The organism is Streptomyces pyxinicus (genome assembly GCF_024753135.1).
Taxonomy (GTDB): domain Bacteria; phylum Actinomycetota; class Actinomycetes; order Streptomycetales; family Streptomycetaceae; genus Streptomyces; species Streptomyces pyxinicus.
In genome coordinates, this window is sequence record NZ_JANUGP010000030.1 from 26,434 (window position 1) to 50,761 (window position 24,328).

The following is a 24,328-nucleotide window of genomic DNA, read 5'->3' on the forward strand; positions in this document are numbered from 1 at the left end:
TGTTCCGCTGTTCCGCGCGGGTGACTACTCAGGGCCCGCCGCTGCCGCCGGCGGCTTGCGGTGCCGCCCGGTGCCGGCGCGAAGGGGATTCGGCGCCTGCCCGGGGGCCTGTACGGGCGGCTCCTGGGCCGCGGGATACAGGACGCGCTTCGCCTCGGCGAGGTCGGCCGCGAAGCCGTATGCCTCCCAGGTGTACCCGTTCCACCGCTGGATCAGGCGAGGCGCCTCCGGTGCCAGGTGTCCGGCCCGCGGGCCGTCACCGGGGATCAGCGGGACGGCGCGAAGCCGTCCGATCCTGGCGTCACGGCGGTCCGCCCATGCGGACAGCGGTTCGTCGTCCACTCCGCTTCCCCATGACTCGACGGCTGCTCGTCCAAGAGGGTAGTGCCCTGGCTCGGTTGAGGCGGCGCTTCCGAGTTCCCGGCGCGGTTGACGGAGCGGCCCGGCTCACAGATCAGTTCGGCCCAGGCCACCACCCGGCTTGCCCTGGCCCAACTCCACCAGCGGGGCATCGACCAGGCGTGTGCCACAGCCTCCGGGGCCTTCGACCATATGAAGGGAGGTCCTCTTCCGGGCCGGATGCGCACCCTGCTGGGCGACTTCCAGCGGGACCTGATCACCCTTGCGCCGGACGCCTGGACCGCACAAGAGCGGGCGGACCCCTACCGCACCGAAGGGAGCAGGACCTGAACTCCTCGCTGCCGTCCTCTTGGAGGACGTCACGCATCCCAAGGTTCAGGACTCCTCCGTCAGCTCGCGTAGCGAGCGGACTGCGAAGAGAGGGATGCCGCGCCACCCACGAGGGCACCGCCGAAACCGATCAGAGCCGAGAAGAGCTGGTGGTCCGGGCGTCGCCGGAAACGCAGCAGCCGGTGACCCCGTCTTGCGACGGAGTCACCGGCTGACTGCTCAGGGTGAGTGACGGGACTTGAACCCGCGACTTCCTGGACCACAACCAGGTGCTCTACCAGCTGAGCTACACCCACCATGACCGGCGTTGGAGCTTTTCGTTTCCCCGACCGGCTGAGAAGAAGTCTACAGGGTCCGAAGGGATGCTCGCGCACACGTTTTCGCGCGAGCCCCTCGGGCGGGCTACCCCGCGGGCAGGACGTGCTTGGCGGCGATCGTCTTCGCCGTGTCGGAGTCCGGGCCGGGCTGCGGGACGAAGATCGCCTCGCGGTAGTAGCGCAGCTCGGCGATCGACTCGCGGATGTCGGCGAGCGCCCGGTGGTTGCCGTTCTTCTCCGGGCTGTTGAAGTAGGCCCGCGGATACCAGCGCCGGGCCAGCTCCTTGACGGAGGAGACGTCGACGATCCGGTAGTGGAGGTAGTCCTCCAGGGTCGGCATGTCGCGCAGCAGGAAACCGCGGTCGGTGCCGACGGAGTTGCCGCACAGCGGGGCCTTGCCGGGCTCCTTGACGTGCTCGCGGACATAGGCGAGCACCTGCTCCTCGGCGTCCTGGAGCGTCGTACCGGCCGCCAGCTCGTCGAGCAGTCCGGACGCGGTGTGCATCTGGCGCACCACCTCCGGCATCGTCTCCAGCGCCCGGTCCGGCGGACGGATGACGATGTCCACACCGTCGCCGAGCACGTTCAGCTCGGAGTCGGTGACGAGGGCGGCCACCTCGATGAGAGCGTCGTCGGACAGCGAGAGGCCGGTCATCTCGCAGTCGATCCACACCATGCGATCGTTCATGCGACCACCCTAAAGCGGGTGTGCGGTTTTGGATGCCCCCCGGACCCTCAGACCCCCAGGCCCCTGGCGGCGGAGGGCGGGAACGCGCGCGGCCCCGCCGCCGGGCCCGGGAAGAGCCCGGCCGCGAGGCCGGTCGTTCGTGGCCTCCGCCGGAGGCCGTCCGCCGGACGTCAGCCGCCGCTGCGCGGTCCCGGCAGCAGGCTCACCGCGCCGGCCGGCGTCCGCCGGCTCTGCATCGGCACACCGCTGTCCGGGTGCAGCAGGGGCATGTGCCCCATCGGTCCGGGACCGGTGGCCAGTCCCGGGGGCGGACCCGGCTGGCCGGCCGTCGCCATCGGGGCCTCCGGCTCACCGGGGCGTTCGCCCTGCGGCCGGCGGGCCCGGTAGGCCGCGCGGTAGGCAGCCGGGGACGAGCCGAGCTGGCGGCGGAAGTGCCCGCGCAGCGCGACGGGGGAGCGGAAGCCGCACCGGCCCGCCACCTCGTCCACCGAGTAGTCGGACGTCTCCAGCAGCCGCTGCGCCTGCAACACCCGCTGCGTGATCAGCCATTGCAGCGGCGCGCTGCCGGTCAGCGAGCGGAACCGGCGGTCGAACGTACGGCGGCTCATGTAGGCGCGTGCCGCCAGGGTCTCCACGTCGAACTGCTCGTGGAGGTGTTCCAGCGCCCAGGCGACGACCTCGGCGAGCGGGTCGGCGCCGATCTCCTCTGGTAAAGACCTGTCCAGGTAGCGCTCCTGGCCGCCGCTGCGGCGCGGCGGGACCACCAGGCGCCGGGCGAGCGCGCCGGCCGCCTCGTTGCCGTGGTCCGTCCGCACGATGTGCAGACACAGGTCTATCCCGGCCGCGGTGCCCGCCGACGTCAGGACGTCCCCGTCGTCGACGAACAGCTCCCGCGGATCGACGTGCACCGACGGGTAGCGCTTGGCCAGCGTCGGTGCGTACATCCAGTGGGTGGTGGCCGGCCGGCCGTCCAGCAGTCCGGCCGCGGCGAGCACGAACGCGCCCGTGCACAGCCCGACGATGCGGGCACCCTCCTCGTGCGCCCGGCGCAGTGCGTCGAGCGCTTCCTCCGGCGGTGGTGAGGTGATCGAGCGCCAGGCCGGTACGACGACCGTCCCTGCGCGTGAGATCGCCTCCAGCCCCTGTGGCGCGGTGAGTTCCAGGCCCCCTGTGGTCCGCAGCGGGCCTTCCTCGCCCCCGCACACCAGCAGTCGGTAACGGGGCACGCCGGCGTCCTGGCGGTCGATCCCGAACACCGACAGCGGAATGGAACTCTCGAAGATGGGGCCGCCGCTGAACAGCAGCACCGCGACGATCTCCTTACGGCGTCGCCCGGAGAGTTTCCGGGCCACGGCTTCCGGCGCGGCGGTGGAGTCGTGGCTCATACTGCTAAGCCCCCCTCGGTGGTCGCGGCTCCTCGGTTGTGTGGCTCCTGCACGTTTCCCCTCGGTCCTGCACGAGTCCCCCGCCGTAAAGACAGTCAAGATCGAAATCTACTGGCTGCCGCGGTCTTACGGTGGCCAGTTCGACACGCCGAAGATTGTCGACATGACAACTTGGCGTGAAGCATTCGATCACGAAGGGTTGCACTCGCGGACCCCGCAGGGAAGTACGCCTCGTACCAGTGGCCAAACCGCGTAGGGTGCGCAGCGCCCCTGAGACCCTTTCCGTGCAGGTGGAACGGGGGTTGGGGGGTGGTCGGACCCCCTCCGGGGCGATATCCAGAAGTTGGCTGAAAAGATGCGTCCGAGGGTGCGGAAACCGGTCAGTCGACCGGTGTCCGGGTCCGGGTGTGACGTCCACCTCTTTGCGCGGCGCAACGCTCGGCGTACCGCTCGGCGCACCGCTCGGACCGGCGCAGCAGTACCCGGCAGACGGCCGTGACGGCGGCCAGGCCCAGCGCGGTGCCCGTCGCGCCGGCCAGCGAAGTGCCGAACCAGAGCAGCACCACGGGGACGAGTACGCAGCTGAAGGCAGCCCAGCGGATCAGGTCGCTCACGGTGTCCGGCCTGGCGCGCGGTCCGGCGTCGGGGCGGGGTCCGGGCATCTCGTACTCCCTGGGGCGGTGGCTCACCCCGGTTCAACGCGCGGGCGGCACGACGGTCACCGGGCGCGCATTCGTGAACGCCGTGCAAACCGCCTGTACGGGGCAGCAACCATTGCGTTACGGGCGCGGCTCGTGCATGCTCCGGGGAACCCCTACGGACAACGGGGTCACCGCTCACGGAGCGTGCGCGGTATCTGGGCGCGAGAGGCGTGCCGCCGTACCCTTGGGGGTATGGGGTTGGGAAGATGTTTCCCGGACACAGCTCCGCCGCACCCCTCCGCCGCACCTCGTCGTCCCACCCATAAAAGGATCACAACGCCGAGACAGTCATGGCCGGTCACGAATACTTCGAACCCGCGGACCGCAAGCGGCCGGTCGCCGATCCCACGGCGGCCGACCCCCAGGCGGCGACAGAGGCGCGCCCGTCCTGCGACCCCGCCTTCCGGCACGGAGTGGTGGTCGGCTTCGACGGCTCCACCTCCAGCGAGCGTGCCCTGTCCTACGCGATCGGCATGGCCCACCGCTCCCACTCCGGCCTGATCATCGTGCACGTGGCCAACCGGCTGCCCACCACGGTGTGGGCCGGCTGCGAGCCGCCCGTCTTCGTCGACGTCCCGGACCACCGCACCGAGGTGCTCGGTCTGGAGCTGGCGTGCGCGGACTACCTGGCGGAGGTGCCCTGGATCCTGGTGGAGCGGGGCGGCGACATCTGCCACGAACTCGAAGAGGTGGGGCGGGAGTACGAGGCCGACGCGATCGTCGTCGGCTCCACCCACGGCATCGTCGGCCGCATCTTCGGCTCGGTCGCGGGGCGGCTCGCCAAGCGGGCCCAGCGGCCCGTCATCGTCATTCCCTGAAGCAGCCCCTGAAGCAACCCCTGAAGCAGCCCCCGAAGCATCCCCTGACGGGAAACTACCCGCGCGTAGAGGTGGGTTGTGCCCTGCTGAGGGGCATATACCCGGCACCGCACGACGGCAGACGACGACTCACGACGGCACAGGCCGTGCCGCCGGCCGGGGGGTGACGGCCACCGGCTGATAGCAGCGGCACGGAACGGACCCCCACGCGCACGGGTGGCACGCGTGGGGGTCCGCTCTGTGAGGTTCCCGGCCCGCTACTCGACCGTGACCGACTTCGCCAGGTTGCGCGGCTTGTCGATGTCCCGGCCCAGGGCCTTCGCCGTGTGGTAGGCGAGGAGTTGGAGCGGGATGCCCATCAGGATCGGGTCCAGCTCGTCCTCGTTCTTCGGGACCACGATGGTCTGGTCGGCCTTCTCCTGCGGCTGGTGGGCGACCGCGAGGATCTTGCCCTCGCGGGCCTTGATCTCCTCCAGGGCCGCGCGGTTCTTCTCCAGCAGGTCGTCGTCGGGGACGATCGCGACCGTCGGCAGCGCGGGCTCGATGAGGGCCAGCGGGCCGTGCTTCAGCTCGGAGGCGGGGTAGGCCTCGGCGTGGATGTAGGAGACCTCCTTGAGCTTCAGGGAGGCCTCGCGGGCGACCGGGTAGCCCCGGACGCGGCCGATGAAGAGCATCGAGCGGGCGTCCGCGTAACCCTCCGCGAGCTGCTTGATCTCCTCCTCCTGCTTGAGGATCTCGGTGATCTGCTGCGGCAGCCGGCGCAGGCCCTCGATGATCCGCTTGCCGTCGCGCACGGACAGGTCGCGGGTGCGGCCGAGGTGCAGGGCGAGCAGCGCGAAGGCCACCGTGGTGTTGGTGAAGCACTTGGTGGAGACCACGCACACCTCGGGACCGGCGTGCACGTAGACGCCGCCGTCCGCCTCGCGGGCGATCGCCGAGCCCACCACGTTGACCACGCCGAGCACCCGGGCGCCCTTGCGCTTCAGCTCCTGGACGGCGGCGAGCACGTCGTACGTCTCACCGGACTGGGAGACCGCGATGTACAGGGTGTCGGGGTCCACGACCGGGTTGCGGTAGCGGAACTCGGAGGCCGGCTCGGCGTCGGCGGGGATGCGGGCCAGCTCCTCGATCATCTGGGCGCCGATCATGCCCGCGTGGTACGAGGTGCCGCAGCCGAGGATCTTCACCCGGCGGATCTGCCGGGCCGCGCGGGCGTCCAGGTTGAGGCCGCCGAGGTGCACGGTGGAGAACCGGTCGTCGATCCGGCCGCGCAGCACGCGGTCGACGGCGTCGGCCTGCTCGAAGATCTCCTTGTGCATGTAGGTGTCGTGGCCGCCCATGTCGTACGACTCGGCCTCCCACTCCACCGTGGTCGGCTCGGCGGTGGTGCGCGTGCCCTCGGTGGTGTAGGTGCGGAAGTCGTCGGCCTTGAGGGTGGCCATCTCGCCGTCGTCCAGGGTCACTATCTGGCGGGTGTGGGTGACCAGGGCGGCGATGTCCGAGGCGACGAACATCTCCTTCTCGCCGATGCCGAGGACGACCGGGGAGCCGTTGCGGGCCACCACGATGCGGTCCGGGAAGTCGGCGTGCAGCACCGCGATGCCGTAGGTGCCCTCGATCAGCCGGACCGCCTGGCGGACCTTGTCCTCCAGCTTCTCGGCGGTGGCGCGGGCGATGAGGTGGGTGAGGACCTCGGTGTCGGTCTCGGAGAGGAACTCGACGCCGTCCGCCTCCAGCTTGCGGCGCAGGTCGGCGGCGTTGTCGATGATGCCGTTGTGCACGACGGCGACCTTGTTGTCGCCCGACATGTGCGGGTGGGCGTTGGCGTCGGACGGCGCGCCGTGGGTGGCCCAGCGGGTGTGGGCGATGCCGGTGGTGCCCTTGAAGCGGGCCGGGACCTTGGCCTCCAGGTCCCGCACCCGGCCCTTGGCCTTGACCATCTTCAGGCCGGGCGCCTTCGGGGAGGTGACGACGATGCCCGCCGAGTCGTACCCGCGGTACTCCAGGCGCTGGAGGCCCTCCAGCAGGAGAGGGGCGACGTCACGCTTCCCGATGTATCCGACAATTCCGCACATAGATATAGATATCCCTTGGGTGTCGCTGGTCCGGTCCGGTCGGCGCTCAGCCGTAGACCATGCGGCGCAGCTGCCTGAGCGTCAGCTCCGGCGGCGCCACCGCCCGGTAGTGCAGGTCCGCCTCGATCCGGTCGAAGATCTCCGTGTTCACCAGGCCCTGGGCCTGGAGTTCGCGGTGGCGGCGACGGACGAACTCCGGGGTCGTCTCGTCGAAGTAGGCGAGCACGTCCTGGACCACCCGCAGCGCCTCGCCCCGGTTCAGGGTCGTGGACCGCGTCAGATGATCAACCAGTTCGTCGTGCACTCGGTAGATCCTGGAGTACCGGACGCCGTTTCGCAAGAATCCTGCCCGATTCCGGGCAGCGGCCGGTTGGTGCTTTCATGGTGCGCTGTTCGCGGGCCCGTCACTCCATGTCCTGTGTCCCGTTGCCCGGACCCACGAGTTTCGGACGCCATGGACATTCCTCGTATGGGCGTTCCCGAGAAGCTTGCCGCGCGCCTGAGCATGGCGGAGCAGCACGAGTACCTGCGTTCCAAGTTCTCGCGGCGCAGCATGATCCGGGGCGGCGCCGTCACGCTGGGCGCCGTCGCGGGCGGCGCGTTCGTGCCGGGCGCCACCGCCCAGGCCGCCGCGCCGACGGCCGCGCGCACCACCTCCACCGAGCCGGTCGACGGCGCCCTCGTCGCCCCCTTCGCCCGTCACCTCGCCTTCGGCAACGACCCGCGCACCGAGGTCACCGTCTCCTGGCAGGTGCCGGTCGCGGTGAAGAAGCCCTTCATCCGCATCGGCGCCCACCCGTGGGACCTCTCCCGCAAGATCCCCGCCGAGGTCCGCACCCTCTACACCCCGGCCGGTGTCGGCGCGAGCGGCGACCACACCCAGTACTACGTGCACGCCAAGCTCACCCACCTGCGCCCCGGGAAGACCTACTACTACGGCGTCGGCCACCAGGGCTTCGACCCGGCCCAGCCGCACCTGCTCGGCACCCTGGGCACCTTCACCACCGCCCCCGCCCACAAGGCGCCGTTCACCTTCACGGCCTTCGGCGACGAGGGCGTCGGCTACCACGGCCTGGCCAACAACGCCCTGCTGCTCGGCCAGAACCCGGCCTTCCACCTGCACGCCGGCGACATCGCCTACGCCGACCCGTCCGGCGCGGGCAAGACCGCCGACACCGGCTTCGACTCGCGCACCTGGGACCAGTTCCTCGCCCAGACCGAGTCGGTCGCCAAGCAGGTCCCGTGGATGCCGGCGTTCGGCAACCACGACATGGAGGCCTGGTACTCGCCGAACGGCTACGGCGGCGAGGAGGCCCGCTGGAACCTTCCGGACAACGGTCCGGACAAGGCGAACCTGCCCGGCGTCTACTCCTTCGTCTACGGCAACACCGCGGTCATCTCGCTCGACGCCAACGACATCTCCTTCGAGATCCCGGCGAACCTGGGCATATCGGGTGGTACCCAGACCAAGTGGCTGGAAAGCCAGTTGAAGCGGTACCGTGCCGCGCACGACGTCGACTTCATCGTGGTCTTCTTCCACCACTGCGCCTACTGCACCTCCACGGCCCACGCCTCGGAGGGGGGCGTGCGCCAGGAGTGGGTGCCGCTGTTCGAGAAGTACACGGTGGACCTGGTCATCAACGGCCACAACCACCAGTACGAGCGCACCGACGTCATCAAGGGGAACAAGGTCGCCAAGGAGCTGCCGATCGGCGGTACCGCCTACCCGGAGACCGACGGCGTGGTCTACGTCACCGCGGGCGCCGCGGGCCGCAGCCTGTACGCCTTCACCGCGCCGGACTCCTACGAGGGGCACGAGCACGACACCGACTCGGTCGCCTCGTTCGTCAACACCAAGGACGGCAAGGTCAACGAGACCGTCGCCTGGTCCCGGGTGCGCTACCTCGACTACTCCTTCCTGCGCGTGGACGTGGTGCCCGCGCCGAAGGGCCGGCACACCACGCTGAAGGTGTCGGGCATCGCCGAGACCGGCGACCGCATCGACCACTTCACGGTCTCCCGCCGGGCCAAGTAGCCGCCGACGCTCTTCGGATGAATTCCGCGGCGCGGGGATTGTTTCCCCGCGACCGCGGAAGAACAGGTCTCGACCCCATCCGAAGGGAGCGCATGTGACACCGAACCACAGCACGACTCCCCGAACCGCCCGAACCACCCGGACTCCCCGCCTCCTCGGCGCGCTGCTGCTGGTCGCCGCCGCCGGAGCCGCGACCCTCGGCGCCGCGCCCGCCGCGAGCGCCGCCGCGCCGACCCCGCTGGACCGGGTGATCCCGGCACCCGCCTCGGTGCGGCCCGGCGGCGGCGCGTACCGCGTCACGAGCACGACGGCGGTCCGCGTCGACGACTCCGCCGCCGTCCGCGCCGTCGGCGGCTACCTCGCCGGCCTCCTGCGGCCCGCCACCGGCTACCGGCTGCCGGTCACCGACCAGGGCACCGGCGGCATCCGACTCACCCTCGCCAAGGGCGACTTCGGCGCCGAGGGCTACCGCCTGCACAGTGCCGCCACCGGTGTCACCCTCACCGCGGCCACCACCACCGGCCTCTTCCACGGCGTCCAGACGCTCCGTCAGCTCCTCCCCGCCGCCGTCGAGAAGCGGACGCGCCAGAGCGCCACCTGGCAGATCGCCGGCGGCACCATCGAGGACCGCCCCCGCTACGCCTACCGGGGCGCCATGCTCGACGTCGCCCGGCACTTCCGCCCGGTCGCCGAGGTCAAGCGGTACGTCGACCAACTCGCCCTCTACAAGATCAACGAGCTGCATCTGCACCTCAGCGACGACCAGGGCTGGCGGCTCGCCATCGACTCCTGGCCGCGCCTGGCCACCTACGGCGGCTCCACCCAGGTCGGCGGCGGCAGGGGCGGCTACTACACCAAGGCCGAGTACCGCGACATCGTCCGGTACGCGGCCTCCCGCCACCTGGAGGTCGTCCCCGAGATCGACATGCCCGGCCACACCAACGCCGCCCTCGCCTCCTACGCGAAGCTCAACTGCGACGGTGTGGCACCCCCGCTCTACACCGGCACCCAGGTCGGCTTCAGCTCGCTGTGCGTGTCCAAGGGGGTCACCTACGACTTCGTGGACGACGTCATCCGGGAGCTGGCCGCGCTCACCCCGGGCCGCTATCTGCACATCGGCGGCGACGAGGCGCACTCCACGAGCCACGCCGACTACGTGACGTTCATGGACCGCGTCCAGCCGGTCGCCGCCCGGTACGGCAAGAAGGTCATCGGCTGGCACCAGCTCACCGGCGCCCACCCGGCGGCGGGCGCCCTCGCCCAGTACTGGGGCGTGGACGGCACCAGCGCCGCCGAGAAGGCGCAGGTCGTCGCCGCGGCCAAGAAGGGCACCGGGCTGATCCTGTCCCCGGCCGACCGGCTCTACCTGGACATGAAGTACACCGAGGACACCCCGCTCGGCACCAAGTGGGCGGGCTACGTCGAGGTGAAACGCGCCTACGACTGGAATCCGGGCGCCTACCTCGCCGGGGCGCCCGCCTCCGCGATCCGGGGCGTCGAGGCACCCCTGTGGTCGGAGACCGTGAAGAGCGCGGCCGACCTGGAGTACCTGGCGTTCCCGCGGCTGGCCGGCGCGGCCGAACTGGGCTGGTCACCGGCCGCCACGCACGGCTGGACCGGCTACCGGACGCGGCTGGCGGCCCAGGGCCCGCGCTGGGACGCCCTCGGCATCCACTACTACCGCTCGCCGCAGGTCCCCTGACCCGCACGCTGACGGGACGGCAGACGGCACGGGCACCCCGGAGGACCGTCTCCGGGGTGCCCGCGGGTCGCGGTCACCCTCAGCCGAGCTTCTTGGCCTTCTCCAGCGCCTCCGCCAGGCTGGTCAGCAGCGGCACGCACTTGTCGTAGGACAGGATCGGCTCGGGGGAGCGGGAGATGACCTGCCCGGCCTTGACGGCGGGCAGCTTCTTCCAGGTCGCCTTGGTGATGTCGGCGGGCTGGATGGCCGAGGTGCGGTCGTCCATCATGATGATGTCGGCGTGGTACTTGTCGACGTTCTCCCAGCTCAGGGACTCGTACCAGCCGCCGCCCTTGGCCTTGGCGCTCTCCGGGGGCTCGACGAAGTCCACGCCGAGGGACTTGAAGTACTCCAGGTCGATGGAGAGGTTGCTGCCGGAGACGTAGAACAGCGGGTCGCTGGCGCTGCCGACCAGCACCTTGATGCCGGGCTTGGCCTTGGCCGCGGCGCGCAGCCGGGCCGCCGCCGCCTCGAACCGCTTCTTGGCGTCCGTCACCTTGGCGGCCTTCAGGTCACCGCCGAGCGAGTCGGCCAGCGCCCACATGCGCTCCAGGGAATCGGTGAGCTTGCGGTCGTAGACGGAGATACCGACGCTGGGAGCGAGCTGGGCGATCTTCTTCTTCGACTCCTCCGGCACGTACCAGAGCGTGCCGGCCTTGTCGAACATCGTGGAGACCAGCACGTCCGGGGCGAGCGAGGCGTACTTCTCGATGCTGAACTGGCCCCAGGTGTTGCCGATGACGGTCACCTTGCTGACGTCCATGTCGCCGGCCTGGACATCGGCCTTGCCGTCCTTGGTCTTCGTCGGGCCGAACACGCCCTTGACCTGGATGCCGTAGTCGTACAGCGCGGCGGCGACACCGGTGAAGGCGACGATGTTCGCCGGGACCTTGTCCAGCTTCACGGTCGTACCGCGGTCGTCCTTGAACGACCAGCCCCCGGACTTCCCCGAGCCACCCTTCCCCGACCCCGCGTCCTTCCCCTTGCCGTCCCCGCAGGCGGCGAGCACGGCCCCGAGGCCGAGGGCACCGCCGGCGGCGAGGAGTCCGCGGCGGGTGGGGCGGGTGGCACGGGCATACGACATCGAGGTGACTGCTTTCGAACGGGGCAGGGCGCCCGCCGGACAGGTTCGCGGTCAGGTTAGCCTAACCTCATCCAATGTCCAGAAGGTGCCCTCCCCGCGCTTCCGCCACTGGGTCGGTGCCGCGATCGGCGCACATGACGACCAGCCATGGCGGTGCGCTGGTCAGGTCCGGATGGCCGCGTCAGCTCACCAGCCCCAGCTCCCGTGCGATCAGCATGCGCTGGACCTCGCTCGTGCCCTCGCCGATTTCCAGGATCTTGGAGTCGCGCCACATGCGGGCGACCGGGTACTCGTTCATGAAGCCGTAGCCGCCGTGGATCTGAGTGGCTTCGCGGGCGTTGTCGACGGCGACCGTGGAGGAGTAGAGCTTGGCGAGGGCCGCCTCCTTCTTGAAGGGTTCGCCCGCGACCAGGCGGGAGGCGGCGTCGCGCCAGGCGAGGCGGGCCGTGTGGGCCTTCATCTCCATGTCGGCGAGCTTGAACTGGACCGCCTGGTTGGCGCCGATGGGCCGGCCGAAGGCGTGCCGCTCCTTGGCGTACTTCAGCGACTCGTCCACGCAGCCCTGCGCGAGGCCCGTCCCGAGGGCGGCGATGGCGATGCGGCCCTCGTCCAGGATGCGCAGGAACTGGGCGTAGCCGCGGCCCTCCTCGCCGAGCAGGTTGGCGGCCGGGACGCGGACGTCGGCGAAGGACAGCTCGCGGGTGTCGGAGGCGTTCCAGCCGACCTTCGAGTAGGGCGGCGCCACCGTGAAGCCGGGCGTGCCGGAGGGGACGATGATCGCCGAGATGCGGGGCCTGCCGTCCGGTTTGCGGCCGGTGACGGCGGTGACCGTCACCAGGCCCGTGATGTCGGTGCCCGAGTTGGTGATGAAGCACTTGGTGCCGTTGATGACCCATTCGCCGGTGTCCGGGTCGAGGCGGGCGGTCGTCCGGGTCGCGCCCGCGTCCGAGCCGCCGTCCGGCTCCGTCAGGCCGAACGCGCCCAGGATCTCGCCCGAGCACAGGCAGGGCAGCCACTCGCGCTTCTGCTCCTCGGTGCCGAACAGGTGCAGCGGCATCGCGCCGAGCGAGACCCCGGCCTCCAGGGTGATCGCCACCGAGGAGTCCACCCGGGCCAGCTCCTCCAGGGCGATGCCGAGGGCCAGGTAGTCGCCGCCCATGCCGCCGTACTCCTCCGGGAACGGCAGTCCGAACAGGCCCATGCGGCCCATCTCGCGCACGATCTCGTACGGGAACTCGTGCCGCTCGTAGAAGTCGCCGATCTTCGGCGCCACCACGTCGTGCGCGAACTCCTCGACCGTGCGGCGGAGTTCTTCCAGCTCGGGGCTGAGACGATGGTCCATGCTGATCACTGGTCCTTGTGGGAGAGAGCGCGGACGGTGCGCGAGGGGCTCGGGCGGTCGAGGTGGGCGGCCATCCAGACGCTGGCGGCGGTCAGCCGGGCGAGGTCCACCCCGGTCTCGATGCCGAGGCCCTGGAGCATCCAGACCAGGTCCTCGGTGGCGAGGTTGCCGGTGGCGGACCTGGCGTAGGGGCAGCCGCCGAGGCCGCCGGCGGACGCGTCGACCGTCGTCACGCCGTGTTCCAGGGCCGCGTAGGTGTTGGCGAGCGCCTGGCCGTAGGTGTCGTGGAAGTGCACGCCGGTCTCGCCCACCGGGACGCCCGCCTCGGTCAGGAGACGCAGCAGCTCGCGGACATGGCCGGGGGTGGCGACGCCGATGGTGTCGCCGAGGCTCAGCTCGTGGCAGCCCATGTCCCGCAGCGCCGTGCAGACCCGGACCACCTGGGGGAGCGGCACCGGGCCCTCCCACGGGTCGCCGAAGCACATCGACACGTATCCGCGCACGTGCAGGCCTTCGTCCCGGGCCCGGCGCACCACCGGCTCGAACAGCGTCAGCGACTCGTCCAGGGTGCGGTTGAGGTTGGCCTTGGCGAAGGACTCGGTGGCGCTGGCGAACACCGCCACCCGGCGCACGCCCAGCGCCAGCGCCCGCTCCAGGCCCCGTTCGTTGGGCACCAGCGCCGGCAGCTCCGCGTCCAGGTCGCTCACCATCGGGAACAGCCGCTCGGCATCGGCCAGTTGGGGCACCCACTTGGGGTGCACGAAGCTGGTCGCCTCGATGCTGCGCAGACCCGCGTCGGCCAGCTTGCGGATGAAATCCGCCTTCACCTCGGTCGGGACGACCGCCTTCTCGTTCTGCAGCCCGTCGCGCGCGCCGACCTCGTGGATCCGCACCCGGGCGGGCAGCCCCGGCGCCGGTACGGTCATGGGCAGATGTCCGGTGCTCACTCGGCCCCCTCCGCCAACTGCTCGACGGGCGCGATGACGGCCAGCACCTGGTCCATGGCGACCGTGCTGCCCGGGGACACGTCCAACTCGGCGACCGTCCCGGCGTGCGGGGCGGAGATCACGTGCTCCATCTTCATCGCCTCCACCACCAGCAGGCTCTGTCCCGCGGCCACCTCGTCCCCGACGGCCACCTTCACCACGGTGACCGTGCCGGGCATGGGCGCGGTCAGCGAGTCGGCGCCCGAGCGGGCCGCGCCGCTCAGCGAGGCGGCCACCGGGTCGTGGTCGCGCACCTGCCAGGCGTCGCCGTCCCGGCCGATCCAGTCGCCGGCCCGGCGGAAGGTGTGCCGGACGCCGTCGAGGGTGACGGCCACCCGGTCGCCGCTGACAGTGTGCGTCCCGCGCGGGGTGTACGTCACCGGGTCCTGGACGCGCAGCGGGAACGCGGGCGGCTTCGGGGTGCCGCCGAGCCGCCAGCCGCTCGGCACCGAGAAGGGGTCGGTCCAGCCCTCGCCGCTCGGTTCCAGGGCCTTGAGGCGGACGGCCGCCGCCGCCTCGTAGACCTCCTCCGGCACGCCGTCCGGCACCAGCTCGTCCACCGCCCGCTCCACCAGGCCGGTGTCCAGCTCGCCCGCCACGACCGCCGGGTGGGCCAGCAGCCGGCGCAGGAAGCCCGCGTTGGTCGGCACGCCGAGGGTGACCGTCTCCGCGAGGGCGGAGCGGAGTCTGCGCAGCGCCGTCGCGCGGTCGGGGCCGTAGGCGATCACCTTGGACAGCATCGGGTCGTACAGGCTGCCGACCTCGGTGCCCTCGCTGAGCCCGGAGTCGGTACGGACGCCGTCGCCCTCGGGCTCGCTGAGCAGCAGCACCGTGCCGCCGGACGGCAGGAAGCCGCGCGCCGGGTCCTCGGCGCAGATTCGGGCCTCGACGGCGTGCCCGGTCAGGGCCACGTCCTGCTGCGCGAAGCCCAGCGGCTCGCCGGCCGCCACCCGCAGCTGCCACTCCACCAGGTCCAGGCCGGTGACCAGCTCGGTGACCGGGTGCTCCACCTGGAGGCGGGTGTTCATCTCCATGAAGTAGTACGCCGACGGGTCGCCGCCCGGCACGATGAACTCGACCGTGCCCGCGCCCCGGTACCCGCACGACCGGGCCGCCTGCACGGCCGCCTCACCCATCGCCGTGCGCGTGGCCTCGTCGAGGAGGACGCTCGGCGCCTCCTCGATGATCTTCTGGTGGCGCCGCTGCAGCGAGCACTCGCGCTCGCCGAGGTGGACGACGTTGCCGTGGCCGTCGGCCAGCACCTGGATCTCGATGTGCCGGGGGCGGTCCACCCAGCGCTCCACCAGCAGCGTGTCGTCGCCGAAGGAGGCGCGGGCCTCCCGGCGGGCGGCGGCGATCTCCTCCTCCAGCACCGTCAGATCCCGCACCAGGCGCATGCCCTTGCCGCCCCCGCCGGCCGACGGCTTCAGCAGCACCGGCGCGCCCAACGCGCGGGCGGCGTCGGCCAGTTCGGGGTCACGGCCGCCGGGTACAACCGGTACGCCGGCCGCCTGCACGGTCTCCTTGGCGCGGATCTTGTCGCCCATCAGCGCGATGGCGTCGGCGGGCGGGCCGATGAACACCAGGCCCGCCGCCTCGCAGGCCCGCGCGAAGCCGGCGTTCTCGGCGAGGAAGCCGTACCCCGGGTGGACGGCCTGGGCGCCCGTGCGGGCGGCGGCCTCCATCAGCCGGTCCACGGACAGATAGCTCTCGGCGGCGGGCGCCGGGCCGATCCGTACCGCCGTGTCGGCCTCGCGCACATGCCGTGCGTCGGCGTCGGCGTCGGAGAAGACCGCCACCGAGCGCACGCCCAGCGAGCGGAGCGTACGGATGACGCGTACGGCGATCTCGCCCCGGTTGGCGACCAGCACTGTGTCGAACACGGTTCCCCTCCTCACATCCGGAAGACGCCGAACTGGGGGTCTCCCAGGGGCGCGTTGGCGCAGGCCGTCAGGGCGAGCCCGAGCACCTGACGGGTCTCCAGCGGGTCGATCACGCCGTCGTCCCAGAGCCGGGCGGTGGCGTAGTAGGCGCTGCCCTGGCGCTCGTACTGGGCACGGATCGGTGCCTTGAAGGACTCCTCGTCCTCGGCGGGCCACTGCTCGCCGCGCCCCTCCAGCTGGTCGCGCTTGACGGTGGCGAGGACGCCGGCGGCCTGCTCGCCGCCCATCACGGAGATCTTGGCGCCCGGCCACATCCACAGGAAGCGGGGGGAGTAGGCCCGGCCGCACATCGAGTAGTTGCCCGCGCCGTAGGAGCCGCCGACCACGACCGTCAGCTTCGGCACCCGGGTGCAGGCGACGGCCGTCACCATCTTGGCGCCGTGCTTGGCGATGCCGCCCGCCTCGTAGTCCCTGCCGACCATGAAGCCGGAGATGTTCTGGAGGAAGACCAGCGGGATGCCGCGCTGGTCGCACAGCTCGATGAAGTGGGCGCCCTTCTGGGCGGACTCGGAGAACAGGATGCCGTTGTTGGCGACGATCCCGACCGGGTGCCCGTGGATCCGGGCGAAGCCGGTGACCAGGGTCTGCCCGAACTCGCTCTTGAACTCGGCGAACCGGGAGCCGTCCACCACGCGCGCGATGATCTCGCGGACGTCGTAGGGGGTACGGGAGTCCACCGGGACCGCGCCGTACAGCCCGTACGGGTCCACCTTGGGCTCCACCGCCGGCTGTACGTCCCAGGGTGGGGACTGCGGGGCCGGGAGGGTGGCGACGATGTTCCGGACGATGCGCAGGGCGTGCGCGTCGTCCTCCGCGAGGTGGTCGGTGACGCCGGAGGTGCGGGAGTGCACCTCGCCGCCGCCCAGTTCCTCGGCGGTGACCACCTCGCCGGTCGCCGCCTTCACCAGCGGGGGGCCGCCGAGGAAGATGGTGCCCTGGTTCCGGACGATCACGGCCTCGTCGCTCATCGCCGGCACGTACGCGCCGCCCGCGGTGCACGAGCCGAGCACCGCCGCGATCTGCGGGATGCCGGCGCCGGACATCCGGGCCTGATTGTAGAAGATGCGGCCGAAGTGGTCGCGGTCCGGGAACACCTCGTCCTGCATCGGCAGGAAGGCGCCGCCGGAGTCCACCAGGTACACACAGGGCAGCCGGTTGTCCAGGGCCACCTCCTGGGCGCGCAGGTGCTTCTTGACCGTCATCGGGTAGTACGTGCCGCCCTTGACCGTGGCGTCGTTGGCGACGATCACGCACGGGCGTCCGCTGACCCGGCCGATGCCGGCGACCACCCCCGCCGCCGGTGCCTGCCCGTCGTACAGCCCGTCGGCCGCGAGCGGGGCCAGCTCCAGGAACGGCGAGCCGGGGTCCAGCAGTGTGTCCACCCGGTCGCGCGGCAGCAGCTTGCCGCGCGCGGTGTGCCGGGCCCGCGCCTTCTCGCCGCCGCCGAGCGCCACCGCGGCCAGCTTGGCGCGCAGCTCCCCGACGAGGGCGAGATGGGCTTCCTCATTGGCCCGCCACGCTTCCGACGCGGGATCAGCCGCGCTCAAAAGCTCCGGTGCCTCGTGCATCCTGCGGTCCCCTCACGCGGTGATCGAACCTGTGCTCCGCTGTTAATGAGCGTTAACCTCTCCCTTCAGGTTAACGACCGCTAACCTCGCTGTCTAGAATTGACCGCATGGTCACGAGAACCGACGCGCCCACCCGCCGCGAGCAGATCCTCAGGGAGGCCGCCCGGCTCTTCGCCGAGCGCGGCTTCCACGGCGTCGGCGTGGACGAGATAGGCGCCGCCGTCGGCATCAGCGGCCCCGGTCTCTACCGGCACTTCCCGGGCAAGGACGCCATGCTGGCCGAGCTGCTGGTCGGCATCAGCGGCCAGCTCCTCACCGGGGCCAAGCGGCGCCTCGCGGAGAGCGACGGGGACGGCGGCGGCGCTCCGGAGGTGCTGGACTCCCTGATCGAGGGCCACATCGACTTCGCCCTGGACGACCGCCCGCTGATCACCCTGCACGACCGCGAGCTGGACCGGCTGCGCGACAGCGACCGCAAGCTGGTGCGCCAGCTCCAGCGGCAGTACGTCGAGCTGTGGGTGGAGGTGGTCCGCGAGGTCTATCCGGCCCTCACCGAGCCCTCCGCCCGCTCCGCCGTCCACTCCGTCTTCGGTCTCCTCAACTCCACCCCCCACCTGGGCCGCGCCGGCACCCTCCCGGGCCGCACCACCACGGCGACCCTGCTGCACCGGATGGCGCGGGGGGCGTTCGCGGCGGCGGGGGTGGCGGAGGAGGGCTGAGCCGGACCGGCTCGGCTCCACGTCGATACGCTGGGGCCGTGCCCACGGACTACGCCACGATGCGCGCCATCGCCGAGGAACTCGGGGCCCATGCCGAGCGGCTCGAAGGGGCCTGGAGTGTGGAGATCGGCCGCTCGGGCCCCGCGCTCTTCAGGACGTCCGCGCCCACCCGGCACGAGGGCACCGTTCGCCGCGTCCGCGAGCAGCTGGACAGGCAGGTGCCGTCCACGCGTCCGGGCCACGTCTGCGCCCGCCCCCATGTCGAGCACCCGGCGCTCGGCCGTATGCGGCGCCCCGACGCGGTGGTCATCCCCGAGGCCGCTCTCGACGAGGAAGGGCTCGCCGTGGACGCGACCCAGGTCCTCGCCGCCGTCGAGATCGTCTCGCCGTCCAACCCGGACAACGACTACGTCGAGAAGCTCGACGACTACCCGGCGATGGACATCCCGCTCTACATGATCGTCGACCCCCGTACCGGCACCATCGAGATCCACTCCGAGCCGTGCCGGGGCCGCTACACCCGCAAGGACCCCTACATCTACGGGGACTCCGTCCCCTTCGGCCCCTGGGTGGTCGACACGGCCGCCTTCCGGCGGTACGGCAAGGCCGGCAACTGAAGCGACGGGTGGTGCAGCTCACCCTGGACGCCCCCCGTACTCGCCGGTACGGTTGGGTGAGCAAGCGCTTAGACATGGTGCTGTCCAGGCTGAGGTACGTGGAGGTGGCGGCGTGCGCCGTACGGTGTTCAACGAGGATCACGAGGCGTTCCGGGAGACTCTGCGCGCCTTCATCGAGGCCGAGGTCGTGCCGGTCTACGACGAGTGGTTCGCCGCCGGCCAGGCGCCGCGCGACTTCTACCACAAGCTCGGCGACCTGGGCATCTTCGGCATCAACGTGCCCGAGGAGTTCGGCGGCGCCGGCCTGGACAGCCACAAGTTCGAGGCCGTCCTCTACGAGGAGACCGCCCGCGCCGGCGTCCAGTTCGGCGGCTCCGGCGTGCACGTGCTGCTCGCCCTGCCGTACATCAAGATGCTCGCCACCGACGAGCAGAAGAAGCGGTACCTGCCGAAGTTCGTCACCGGCGAGGAGATGTGGGCCATCGCGATGACGGAGCCGGGCACCGGTTCCGACCTCGCGGGCATGAAGTCCACCGCCAGGCTCTCCGAGGACGGCACGCACTACGTCCTCAACGGCGCCAAGACCTTCATCACCGGCGGTGTGCACGCCGACCGCGTGATCGTGTGCGCCCGCACCTCCGCGCCCACCGCCGAGGACCGCCGCCACGGCATCTCGCTGTTCGCCGTCGACACCAAGTCCGAGGGCTACTCCGTGGGCCGCAAGCTGGACAAGCTCGGCCTGAAGACCTCCGACACCGCCGAGCTGGCCTTCGTCGACGTCAAGGTCCCGGTCGAGGACCTGCTCGGCGAGGAGAACAAGGGCTTCTATTACCTCGGCCACAACCTCGCCTCCGAGCGCTGGGGCATCGCCTTCGGCGCCTACGCGCAGGCCAAGGCCGCCGTCCGGTTCGCCAAGAGTTACGTGCAGGAACGTACCGTCTTCGGCAAGCCGGTCGCCCACTTCCAGAACACCAAGTTCGAGCTGGCCGCCTGCCAGGCCGAGGTGGACGCCGCCGAGGCCGTCGCCGACCGCGCCACCGAGGCCCTCGACGCCGGCGAGCTGACCCCCGCCGAGGCCGCCTCCGCCAAGCTGTTCTGCACCGAGGTCGCCCACCGCGTCATCGACCGCTGCCTCCAGCTGCACGGCGGCTACGGCTACATGAACGAGTACCCGATCGCCCGCCTGTACGCGGACAACCGCGTCAACCGCATCTACGGCGGCACCAGCGAGATCATGAAGTCGATCATCGCCAAGGACATGGGCCTGTAGGGCGCACGCCACCGCCGGCCGCCGTCACACCGCCATGAGCCAGGCACTCCAGGACCTCCTCGATCTGCTCGACCTGGAGCGGATCGAGGAGGACATCTTCCGCGGCCGGTCCCGCTCCGCCGTCGTCCCCCGGGTCTTCGGCGGGCAGGTCGCGGCGCAGGCGCTGGTCGCCGCCGGCCGTACGGTCCCCGCCGACCGGCCCGCCCACTCCCTGCACGCGTACTTCCTGCGCCCCGGGGACCCCGGCGCGCCCATCGTCTACACCGTGGACCGCATCCGCGACGGGCGGTCCTTCACCACCCGGCGCGTCGTCGCCGTCCAGCACGGCAAGCCGATCTTCCACCTCTCGGCGTCCTTCCAGGCGTACGAGGAGGGCCTCGACCACCAGGCTCCGATGCCGCCCGCGCCCGACCCGGCGACCCTGCCGACCTCCCCGGAGCGGCTGCGCGGCTACGCCCACCTCGCGCCCGACGTGGTCGAACGCTTCCTGGAGGCCCGCGAGGCCATCGACCTCCGATACGTGGACGAGCCGCCGTACGGCAGGTTCGGCGAGCCGCGCGAGCCGCACAGCCAGGTCTGGTTCCGCACCAACGGCAAGCTGGACGACGACCGGCTCCTCCACATCGTCCTCGCCACCTACGTCTCCGACATGACCCTGCTGGACTCCGTGCTGCTCGCGCACGGCCGCGGCGGATGGGCCGTCGGCGACGTCGTCGGGGCCTCGCTGGACCACGCGATGTGGTTCCACCGGCCTTTCCGTGCCGACGAATGGCTGCTCTACGACCAGGAGTCGCCCTCCGCGCACGGCGGCCGCGGCCTGGGCCAAGCCCGCATCTATACCCAGGACGGACAGCTCGCCATCTCGGTCGTCCAGGAGGGGGTTGTCCGCATTCCGAGACGGATGTGACAGGGGTGTCTTTCGACGTGACGTATGACGCAAGCGGGACTAGGCTCTTGGAGTGAAAGCCGCAGCGGACGGCACGCTCGGCCGGCGAGGTCTCGGACCTCGGGATCTCAGCCGCAGCACCCGGAGGGCGCACAAGCGTCCGGGCGGGCTGCAGGCGTCGGCGCCAGGGCGAATGCCGACTCACATCCACGCGTTGCGGTGACACCTCAAGACCGTGCCGCACATCTCCTGTTTGCCGGCGGCACGGCCATCCACCTCGCCTCTTCCTCAGGGGAGCCGCGAGAGACGATGGAGATGGAAGGTATTCCCATGCGAGCACACCGCACGAGGCGTCTTGTCGCCATGTCCGCCACCGGACTGCTGCTGGCCGGCGGAGCCGCGATCGGCACGGCAGGCACCGCCTCGGCGTCGGACCACGGTGACCACTCCTACAGCCACAGCAGGAGCTGGGACGACCACGGCAGGGGTCATCACAACAACTGGTGGAACGACGATGACGACGACTACGGCTACGGCGGCCACGGCGGCTGGGGCTGGGGCAACGACCACGGCGGCTACGGTGGCCACGGCGACCACGGCGGCTATGGCGGAGGCCACGGCGGCTACGGCGGCGGCCACGGTGGTGGCCACGGCGGAGGCCATGGCGGCGGAGGACACGGAGGTCGCTGATCCTGGCAACTGACCGACCACAACCCCGATGTGACGGTGCGGCGCCGGTACCCGGTGCCGCATCGCCGCTCTCACCGGCCGTCGCCGCGTTCCCGGTGACCTGTCAGACCAGGCCCGTCTCCGCCAGCAGATACGCCGTCATCGGGTCGTAGAAGCGGGGGCTGACGACGTGGTCGTCGAGCGGCACCACCACCTGTACGGTCCCCTCGGACTCGGCGAGGAACAGCGCCGGGTCGTTGCAGTCGGCGTAGCCCACGGAGTCCACGCCGTGCTGTCCCGCGTAGCCCGCCCAGCCGTGGTCGGCGACGACCAGGTCCGGCAGTGGACGGCCCGCGCGCTCAAGTCCGGTCAGGATGGCCCGCATCGGCTCCCCGGAGTGGGTGTGCCACAGCGACGCGCCGTGCTCCAGGACGGCCACGTCGGCGAACTGCTGGACATAGCCCTCGTCCGTCTGGAGCCCCTCCGGGATCACCACGATCTCGCAGCCGGCGGTGCGCAACGCGTCGGCGGTGGCCCGGTGCACGTCGAGCAGGCCGCCCGGGTGCCCGGTCGCGAACAGCACCCGCTGCCGGTCCTCGGCCGCCTTGCGCAGCCGCGCCGCCATCCGCTCCAGGGCGTCGACGGTCAGCTCCGGGTCGATGGTGTCCTGGCCGTACCGGTACTCGGGGTCGTCGTTCACCCCGACCCGCTCCGCCATCACCGCGAGCACGTCCTGCTCGTCCGTCCAGCGGTCGCCCAGCTCCAGGCCGAGCCAGTAGTTGCGGACGCCGTTGGCGAGCTGGCGGTAGTGGGAGAGGTTGTTCTCGCGGGGCGTGGCGACGTCCCCCGCGATACGGGTCCTCACCAGATGGTCGACGAGCTGAGCACGGCTGGGCGTCCCGGATATCGGCATGCCCCCCATTGTGAGGCAGACGGGGACGGCCGTCCCGGGCATACCGGAGCGTGGGACGGGCCGCACCCGCCCTCAGCTGCGCCGCAGCGCGAACCACAGCTCCATGCGGACGTCCGGGTCGTCCAGGTCGGTCCCCAGCAGCGCGGCGCAGCGGGCGATCCGCTGGCGGACGGTGTTGCGGTGCACGCCGAGCGCGACCGCCGTACGATCCCAACTGCCGTGCAGCGACAGCCAGGCGCGCAGGGTCTCCGTGAGGGAGGGCTGTCCGGCGAGGGGGGCGAGCAGGGCGGCGGCGTGCGCCCGCGCGTCCGCCGTGGGCACCAACTCCGCGAGCCCCGTACGGGTGCCGTGCCGGACCAGCGGTGCGCGGGTGGCACGGGCGCGGGCCAGGGCGCGGGCCGCCTGTGTGTCCCCGTCGGGCCACTGCTCGGGCCCGGCACCGGCACTGACCCCGAGCGTCCATCCGGGCTGCGGCTCGGGGTTCCGCCCGGCCGGCACCAGGACCCGTACGACGTCCCGGCCGAGGTCGACCAGCGGGGAGCCCAGCGCGGCGCCCAGCGCGGAGGCGGCCATGGCGTCGGCGGGCTGCCCCTCCGGCCGCGCGTGCACCACCAGCCACCGGCCGGTGCCGAGCAGCGGAGCCACCTCCTCGGGCGCCGCGCCGAGCAGCAGCCGTACCAGCGCCGAGGACCGGGCCGCCCCGGCCTCGCTCTGCTCCCGTCCGGTGAGCAGTGACAACAGCACGGCGGCGACGGACGCGATGGTGTGATCCCCGGCCTCCCGCCGCCCCGCCACCACCCCGAGCACGAACCCGTCCCCGGACCCGAGCGCGTAGGCGGCGAGGTGCGTGTCGCCGAGGGTGTCGGTGGCGGAGGCGGGCGTCGGCGGGGTGGTTTGTACGGCCGCGGGGGCCGGTGCCGGCGGGGACGAGGAGGTTCCCCGGCCGGTCCCCGGGAGGTGCGCGTCGGCCGGAGGGGACGCGGGCCCCGAGTCGGCAGCCGGGCCGGGGCGACCCGGCGGGGGCGTCGGCCCGGGGACGGCGGCCGGATCGGGGGCCGCGCCCCGGGGCGGCCGTACCACCTCCGCCAGGCGGGTCAGCGCGCGCTCGGCATCGTGCGGGATCTCCCGGCCCGCCGCCGCGGTCCGCGTGCCGTCGGGGCCGTACAGGACCGCGCGGCCGCCCACGTGCCGGGCGAGCCGGCGCAGGACGGCGGGGACCGGGGCCGGGCGGGAGGCCGCCGCGGCCAGGCTCTGCTGGGCCTCGGTGACCCGGCGCAGCTCGGCCAGGCGGGCCTGGGCCATCAGCTGCCAGACCGCGCGGGCCACTCCGGAGAACGTGGTCCGGGGCGGCACCTCCAGCAGGGGCAGCCCGTAGGTGTCGCAGGCCGCGACCAGCGCCCGCGGCACCGTGTCGTGCACCGGCGCCAGACCGAACCCGAGGGCCGCGCCGCCCGCCGCGACGATCCGGGAGACGTAGTCGGCGAAGTACGTGCCCGACCCGGCCGCCTCCGGGATGTGCACCCCGGCCGTCAGCAGCAGCTCGCCGCCGAGCAAGTAGGGATAGGGGTCGGCCATCTCCGAGGTGTGCGCCCAGTGGATCACCGTGCCCGGCGCGGCGGGCCCCGCGAGCTGCCGCAGCCCCAGGTCCTCCCGGGCCAGCAGCGCCGCGAGCGGCACCGGTGGGGTCGGGGGAACCGCGGGTCCGGCCGTCTCCGCCATGGTGTGCGTTTCCTCCATTCACCCCCGCCCCGATGGATGAAACGTACTCTTCGCAGTCGCTTTCCGGCCACCTAGGGTCATCAGGAACCGGCAGCCGCGGGTACGGGCGGATGTCCCCGCGCACCGCTGCCGGCGTGCCTCCCCTTCCGGAGGAACCCTCCC

General features: G+C 71.7%; 22 protein-coding genes and 1 tRNA gene. 9 read left to right on the forward strand and 14 right to left on the reverse strand.

Translation table 11 applies throughout. The annotated features are described in order from the left end of the window. Nucleotides 1-24: 24 nt before the first annotated feature. Nucleotides 25-342 (reverse strand): DUF6087 family protein, encoded by a 318-nt coding sequence (locus NX794_RS29535; RefSeq protein WP_258782394.1) that lies wholly within the window; start codon nucleotides 340-342, stop codon nucleotides 25-27. An 87-nt stretch (nucleotides 343-429) separates the two neighbouring features. On the opposite strand from NX794_RS29535, the gene NX794_RS29540 reads away from it, so the two are divergent. Beyond that, entirely contained in the window at nucleotides 430-690 is a 261-nt protein-coding gene (locus tag NX794_RS29540) for a hypothetical protein (protein WP_309506043.1), read from the forward strand. 223 nt (nucleotides 691-913) lie between these two features. Here NX794_RS29540 and NX794_RS29545 read toward each other — a convergent pair. The 4 genes from NX794_RS29545 to NX794_RS29560 form a co-directional block, all read right to left on the reverse strand. Then, nucleotides 914-986: transfer RNA gene (locus NX794_RS29545), tRNA-His, on the reverse strand. Between the two features lie 106 nt (nucleotides 987-1,092). Further along, on the reverse strand, nucleotides 1,093-1,695 hold the full coding sequence (gene orn, locus NX794_RS29550; protein ID WP_258782396.1) for an oligoribonuclease: 603 nt from the start codon (nucleotides 1,693-1,695) through the stop codon (nucleotides 1,093-1,095). A gap of 170 nt (nucleotides 1,696-1,865) precedes the next feature. Then, nucleotides 1,866-3,080 (reverse strand): GlxA family transcriptional regulator, encoded by a 1,215-nt coding sequence (locus NX794_RS29555; RefSeq protein ID WP_258782397.1) that lies wholly within the window; start codon nucleotides 3,078-3,080, stop codon nucleotides 1,866-1,868. A 380-nt stretch (nucleotides 3,081-3,460) separates the two neighbouring features. After that, nucleotides 3,461-3,742, reverse strand: a complete 282-nt coding sequence (locus NX794_RS29560) for a hypothetical protein (protein ID WP_258782399.1) — start codon at nucleotides 3,740-3,742, stop codon at nucleotides 3,461-3,463. A gap of 329 nt (nucleotides 3,743-4,071) precedes the next feature. On the opposite strand from NX794_RS29560, the gene NX794_RS29565 reads away from it, so the two are divergent. After that, nucleotides 4,072-4,599, forward strand: coding sequence for a universal stress protein (locus tag NX794_RS29565; RefSeq protein ID WP_258782403.1), 528 nt, complete (start codon nucleotides 4,072-4,074; stop codon nucleotides 4,597-4,599). 257 nt (nucleotides 4,600-4,856) lie between these two features. On the opposite strand, the gene glmS is transcribed toward NX794_RS29565, so the two are convergent. After that, a complete protein-coding gene (glmS, locus tag NX794_RS29570) occupies nucleotides 4,857-6,674 on the reverse strand; it encodes a glutamine--fructose-6-phosphate transaminase (isomerizing) (protein ID WP_258782405.1) in 1,818 nt (605 codons plus the stop codon). Nucleotides 6,675-6,720: 46 nt separating this feature from the next. Beyond that, a complete protein-coding gene (locus tag NX794_RS29575) occupies nucleotides 6,721-6,978 on the reverse strand; it encodes a hypothetical protein (protein ID WP_258782406.1) in 258 nt (85 codons plus the stop codon). 165 nt (nucleotides 6,979-7,143) lie between these two features. Between NX794_RS29575 and NX794_RS29580 the strand changes: the two genes are divergently transcribed. Together NX794_RS29580 and NX794_RS29585 are read left to right on the forward strand one after the other, a co-directional pair. After that, nucleotides 7,144-8,709, forward strand: coding sequence for a purple acid phosphatase family protein (locus tag NX794_RS29580; RefSeq protein ID WP_258782408.1), 1,566 nt, complete (start codon nucleotides 7,144-7,146; stop codon nucleotides 8,707-8,709). A gap of 94 nt (nucleotides 8,710-8,803) precedes the next feature. Beyond that, a complete protein-coding gene (locus tag NX794_RS29585; RefSeq protein ID WP_258782409.1) occupies nucleotides 8,804-10,411 on the forward strand; it encodes a beta-N-acetylhexosaminidase in 1,608 nt (535 codons plus the stop codon). Between the two features lie 79 nt (nucleotides 10,412-10,490). On the opposite strand, the gene NX794_RS29590 is transcribed toward NX794_RS29585, so the two are convergent. From NX794_RS29590 to NX794_RS29610, 5 genes are all read right to left on the reverse strand, one after another. Continuing rightward, a complete protein-coding gene (locus NX794_RS29590; RefSeq protein ID WP_258782410.1) occupies nucleotides 10,491-11,534 on the reverse strand; it encodes an ABC transporter substrate-binding protein in 1,044 nt (347 codons plus the stop codon). Nucleotides 11,535-11,715: 181 nt separating this feature from the next. Then, a complete protein-coding gene (locus NX794_RS29595) occupies nucleotides 11,716-12,876 on the reverse strand; it encodes an acyl-CoA dehydrogenase family protein (RefSeq protein WP_258782417.1) in 1,161 nt (386 codons plus the stop codon). A 5-nt stretch (nucleotides 12,877-12,881) separates the two neighbouring features. Continuing rightward, complete coding sequence (locus tag NX794_RS29600) at nucleotides 12,882-13,802, reverse strand: hydroxymethylglutaryl-CoA lyase (protein ID WP_428985984.1); 921 nt, start codon at nucleotides 13,800-13,802, stop codon at nucleotides 12,882-12,884. 17 nt (nucleotides 13,803-13,819) lie between these two features. After that, complete coding sequence (locus NX794_RS29605; RefSeq protein WP_258782423.1) at nucleotides 13,820-15,745, reverse strand: ATP-binding protein; 1,926 nt, start codon at nucleotides 15,743-15,745, stop codon at nucleotides 13,820-13,822. Between the two features lie 11 nt (nucleotides 15,746-15,756). Next, a complete protein-coding gene (locus NX794_RS29610; RefSeq protein WP_258782425.1) occupies nucleotides 15,757-17,373 on the reverse strand; it encodes a carboxyl transferase domain-containing protein in 1,617 nt (538 codons plus the stop codon). Between the two features lie 107 nt (nucleotides 17,374-17,480). Here NX794_RS29610 and NX794_RS29615 point away from each other — a divergent pair, with 107 nt between their 5' ends. The 5 genes from NX794_RS29615 to NX794_RS29635 all read left to right on the forward strand — a co-directional run bounded on the left by NX794_RS29615 (nucleotide 17,481) and on the right by NX794_RS29635 (nucleotide 21,555). Next, nucleotides 17,481-18,092: an SACE_7040 family transcriptional regulator gene (locus NX794_RS29615; RefSeq protein ID WP_258782427.1), complete on the forward strand. Its 612-nt coding sequence runs from the start codon at nucleotides 17,481-17,483 to the stop codon at nucleotides 18,090-18,092. A gap of 59 nt (nucleotides 18,093-18,151) precedes the next feature. Beyond that, nucleotides 18,152-18,709 (forward strand): Uma2 family endonuclease, encoded by a 558-nt coding sequence (locus NX794_RS29620; RefSeq protein WP_258782479.1) that lies wholly within the window; start codon nucleotides 18,152-18,154, stop codon nucleotides 18,707-18,709. A 112-nt stretch (nucleotides 18,710-18,821) separates the two neighbouring features. Continuing rightward, nucleotides 18,822-19,979 carry an acyl-CoA dehydrogenase family protein gene (locus NX794_RS29625; protein WP_258782431.1) on the forward strand — a complete coding sequence of 386 codons (1,158 nt, stop codon included), beginning with the start codon at nucleotides 18,822-18,824 and terminating at the stop codon, nucleotides 19,977-19,979. A gap of 34 nt (nucleotides 19,980-20,013) precedes the next feature. Next, nucleotides 20,014-20,886 carry an acyl-CoA thioesterase II gene (gene tesB, locus NX794_RS29630; protein WP_258782432.1) on the forward strand — a complete coding sequence of 291 codons (873 nt, stop codon included), beginning with the start codon at nucleotides 20,014-20,016 and terminating at the stop codon, nucleotides 20,884-20,886. A 309-nt stretch (nucleotides 20,887-21,195) separates the two neighbouring features. After that, on the forward strand, nucleotides 21,196-21,555 hold the full coding sequence (locus NX794_RS29635) for a hypothetical protein (protein WP_258782433.1): 360 nt from the start codon (nucleotides 21,196-21,198) through the stop codon (nucleotides 21,553-21,555). 103 nt (nucleotides 21,556-21,658) lie between these two features. Here the strand turns inward: NX794_RS29635 and NX794_RS29640 are convergent, their stop codons facing one another. Both NX794_RS29640 and NX794_RS29645 read right to left on the reverse strand, forming a co-directional pair. Beyond that, nucleotides 21,659-22,447 carry a phosphatase gene (locus tag NX794_RS29640; RefSeq protein ID WP_258782435.1) on the reverse strand — a complete coding sequence of 263 codons (789 nt, stop codon included), beginning with the start codon at nucleotides 22,445-22,447 and terminating at the stop codon, nucleotides 21,659-21,661. A 72-nt stretch (nucleotides 22,448-22,519) separates the two neighbouring features. Further along, on the reverse strand, nucleotides 22,520-24,184 hold the full coding sequence (locus NX794_RS29645; RefSeq protein ID WP_258782436.1) for a PucR family transcriptional regulator: 1,665 nt from the start codon (nucleotides 24,182-24,184) through the stop codon (nucleotides 22,520-22,522). Nucleotides 24,185-24,328: the final 144 nt, after the last annotated feature.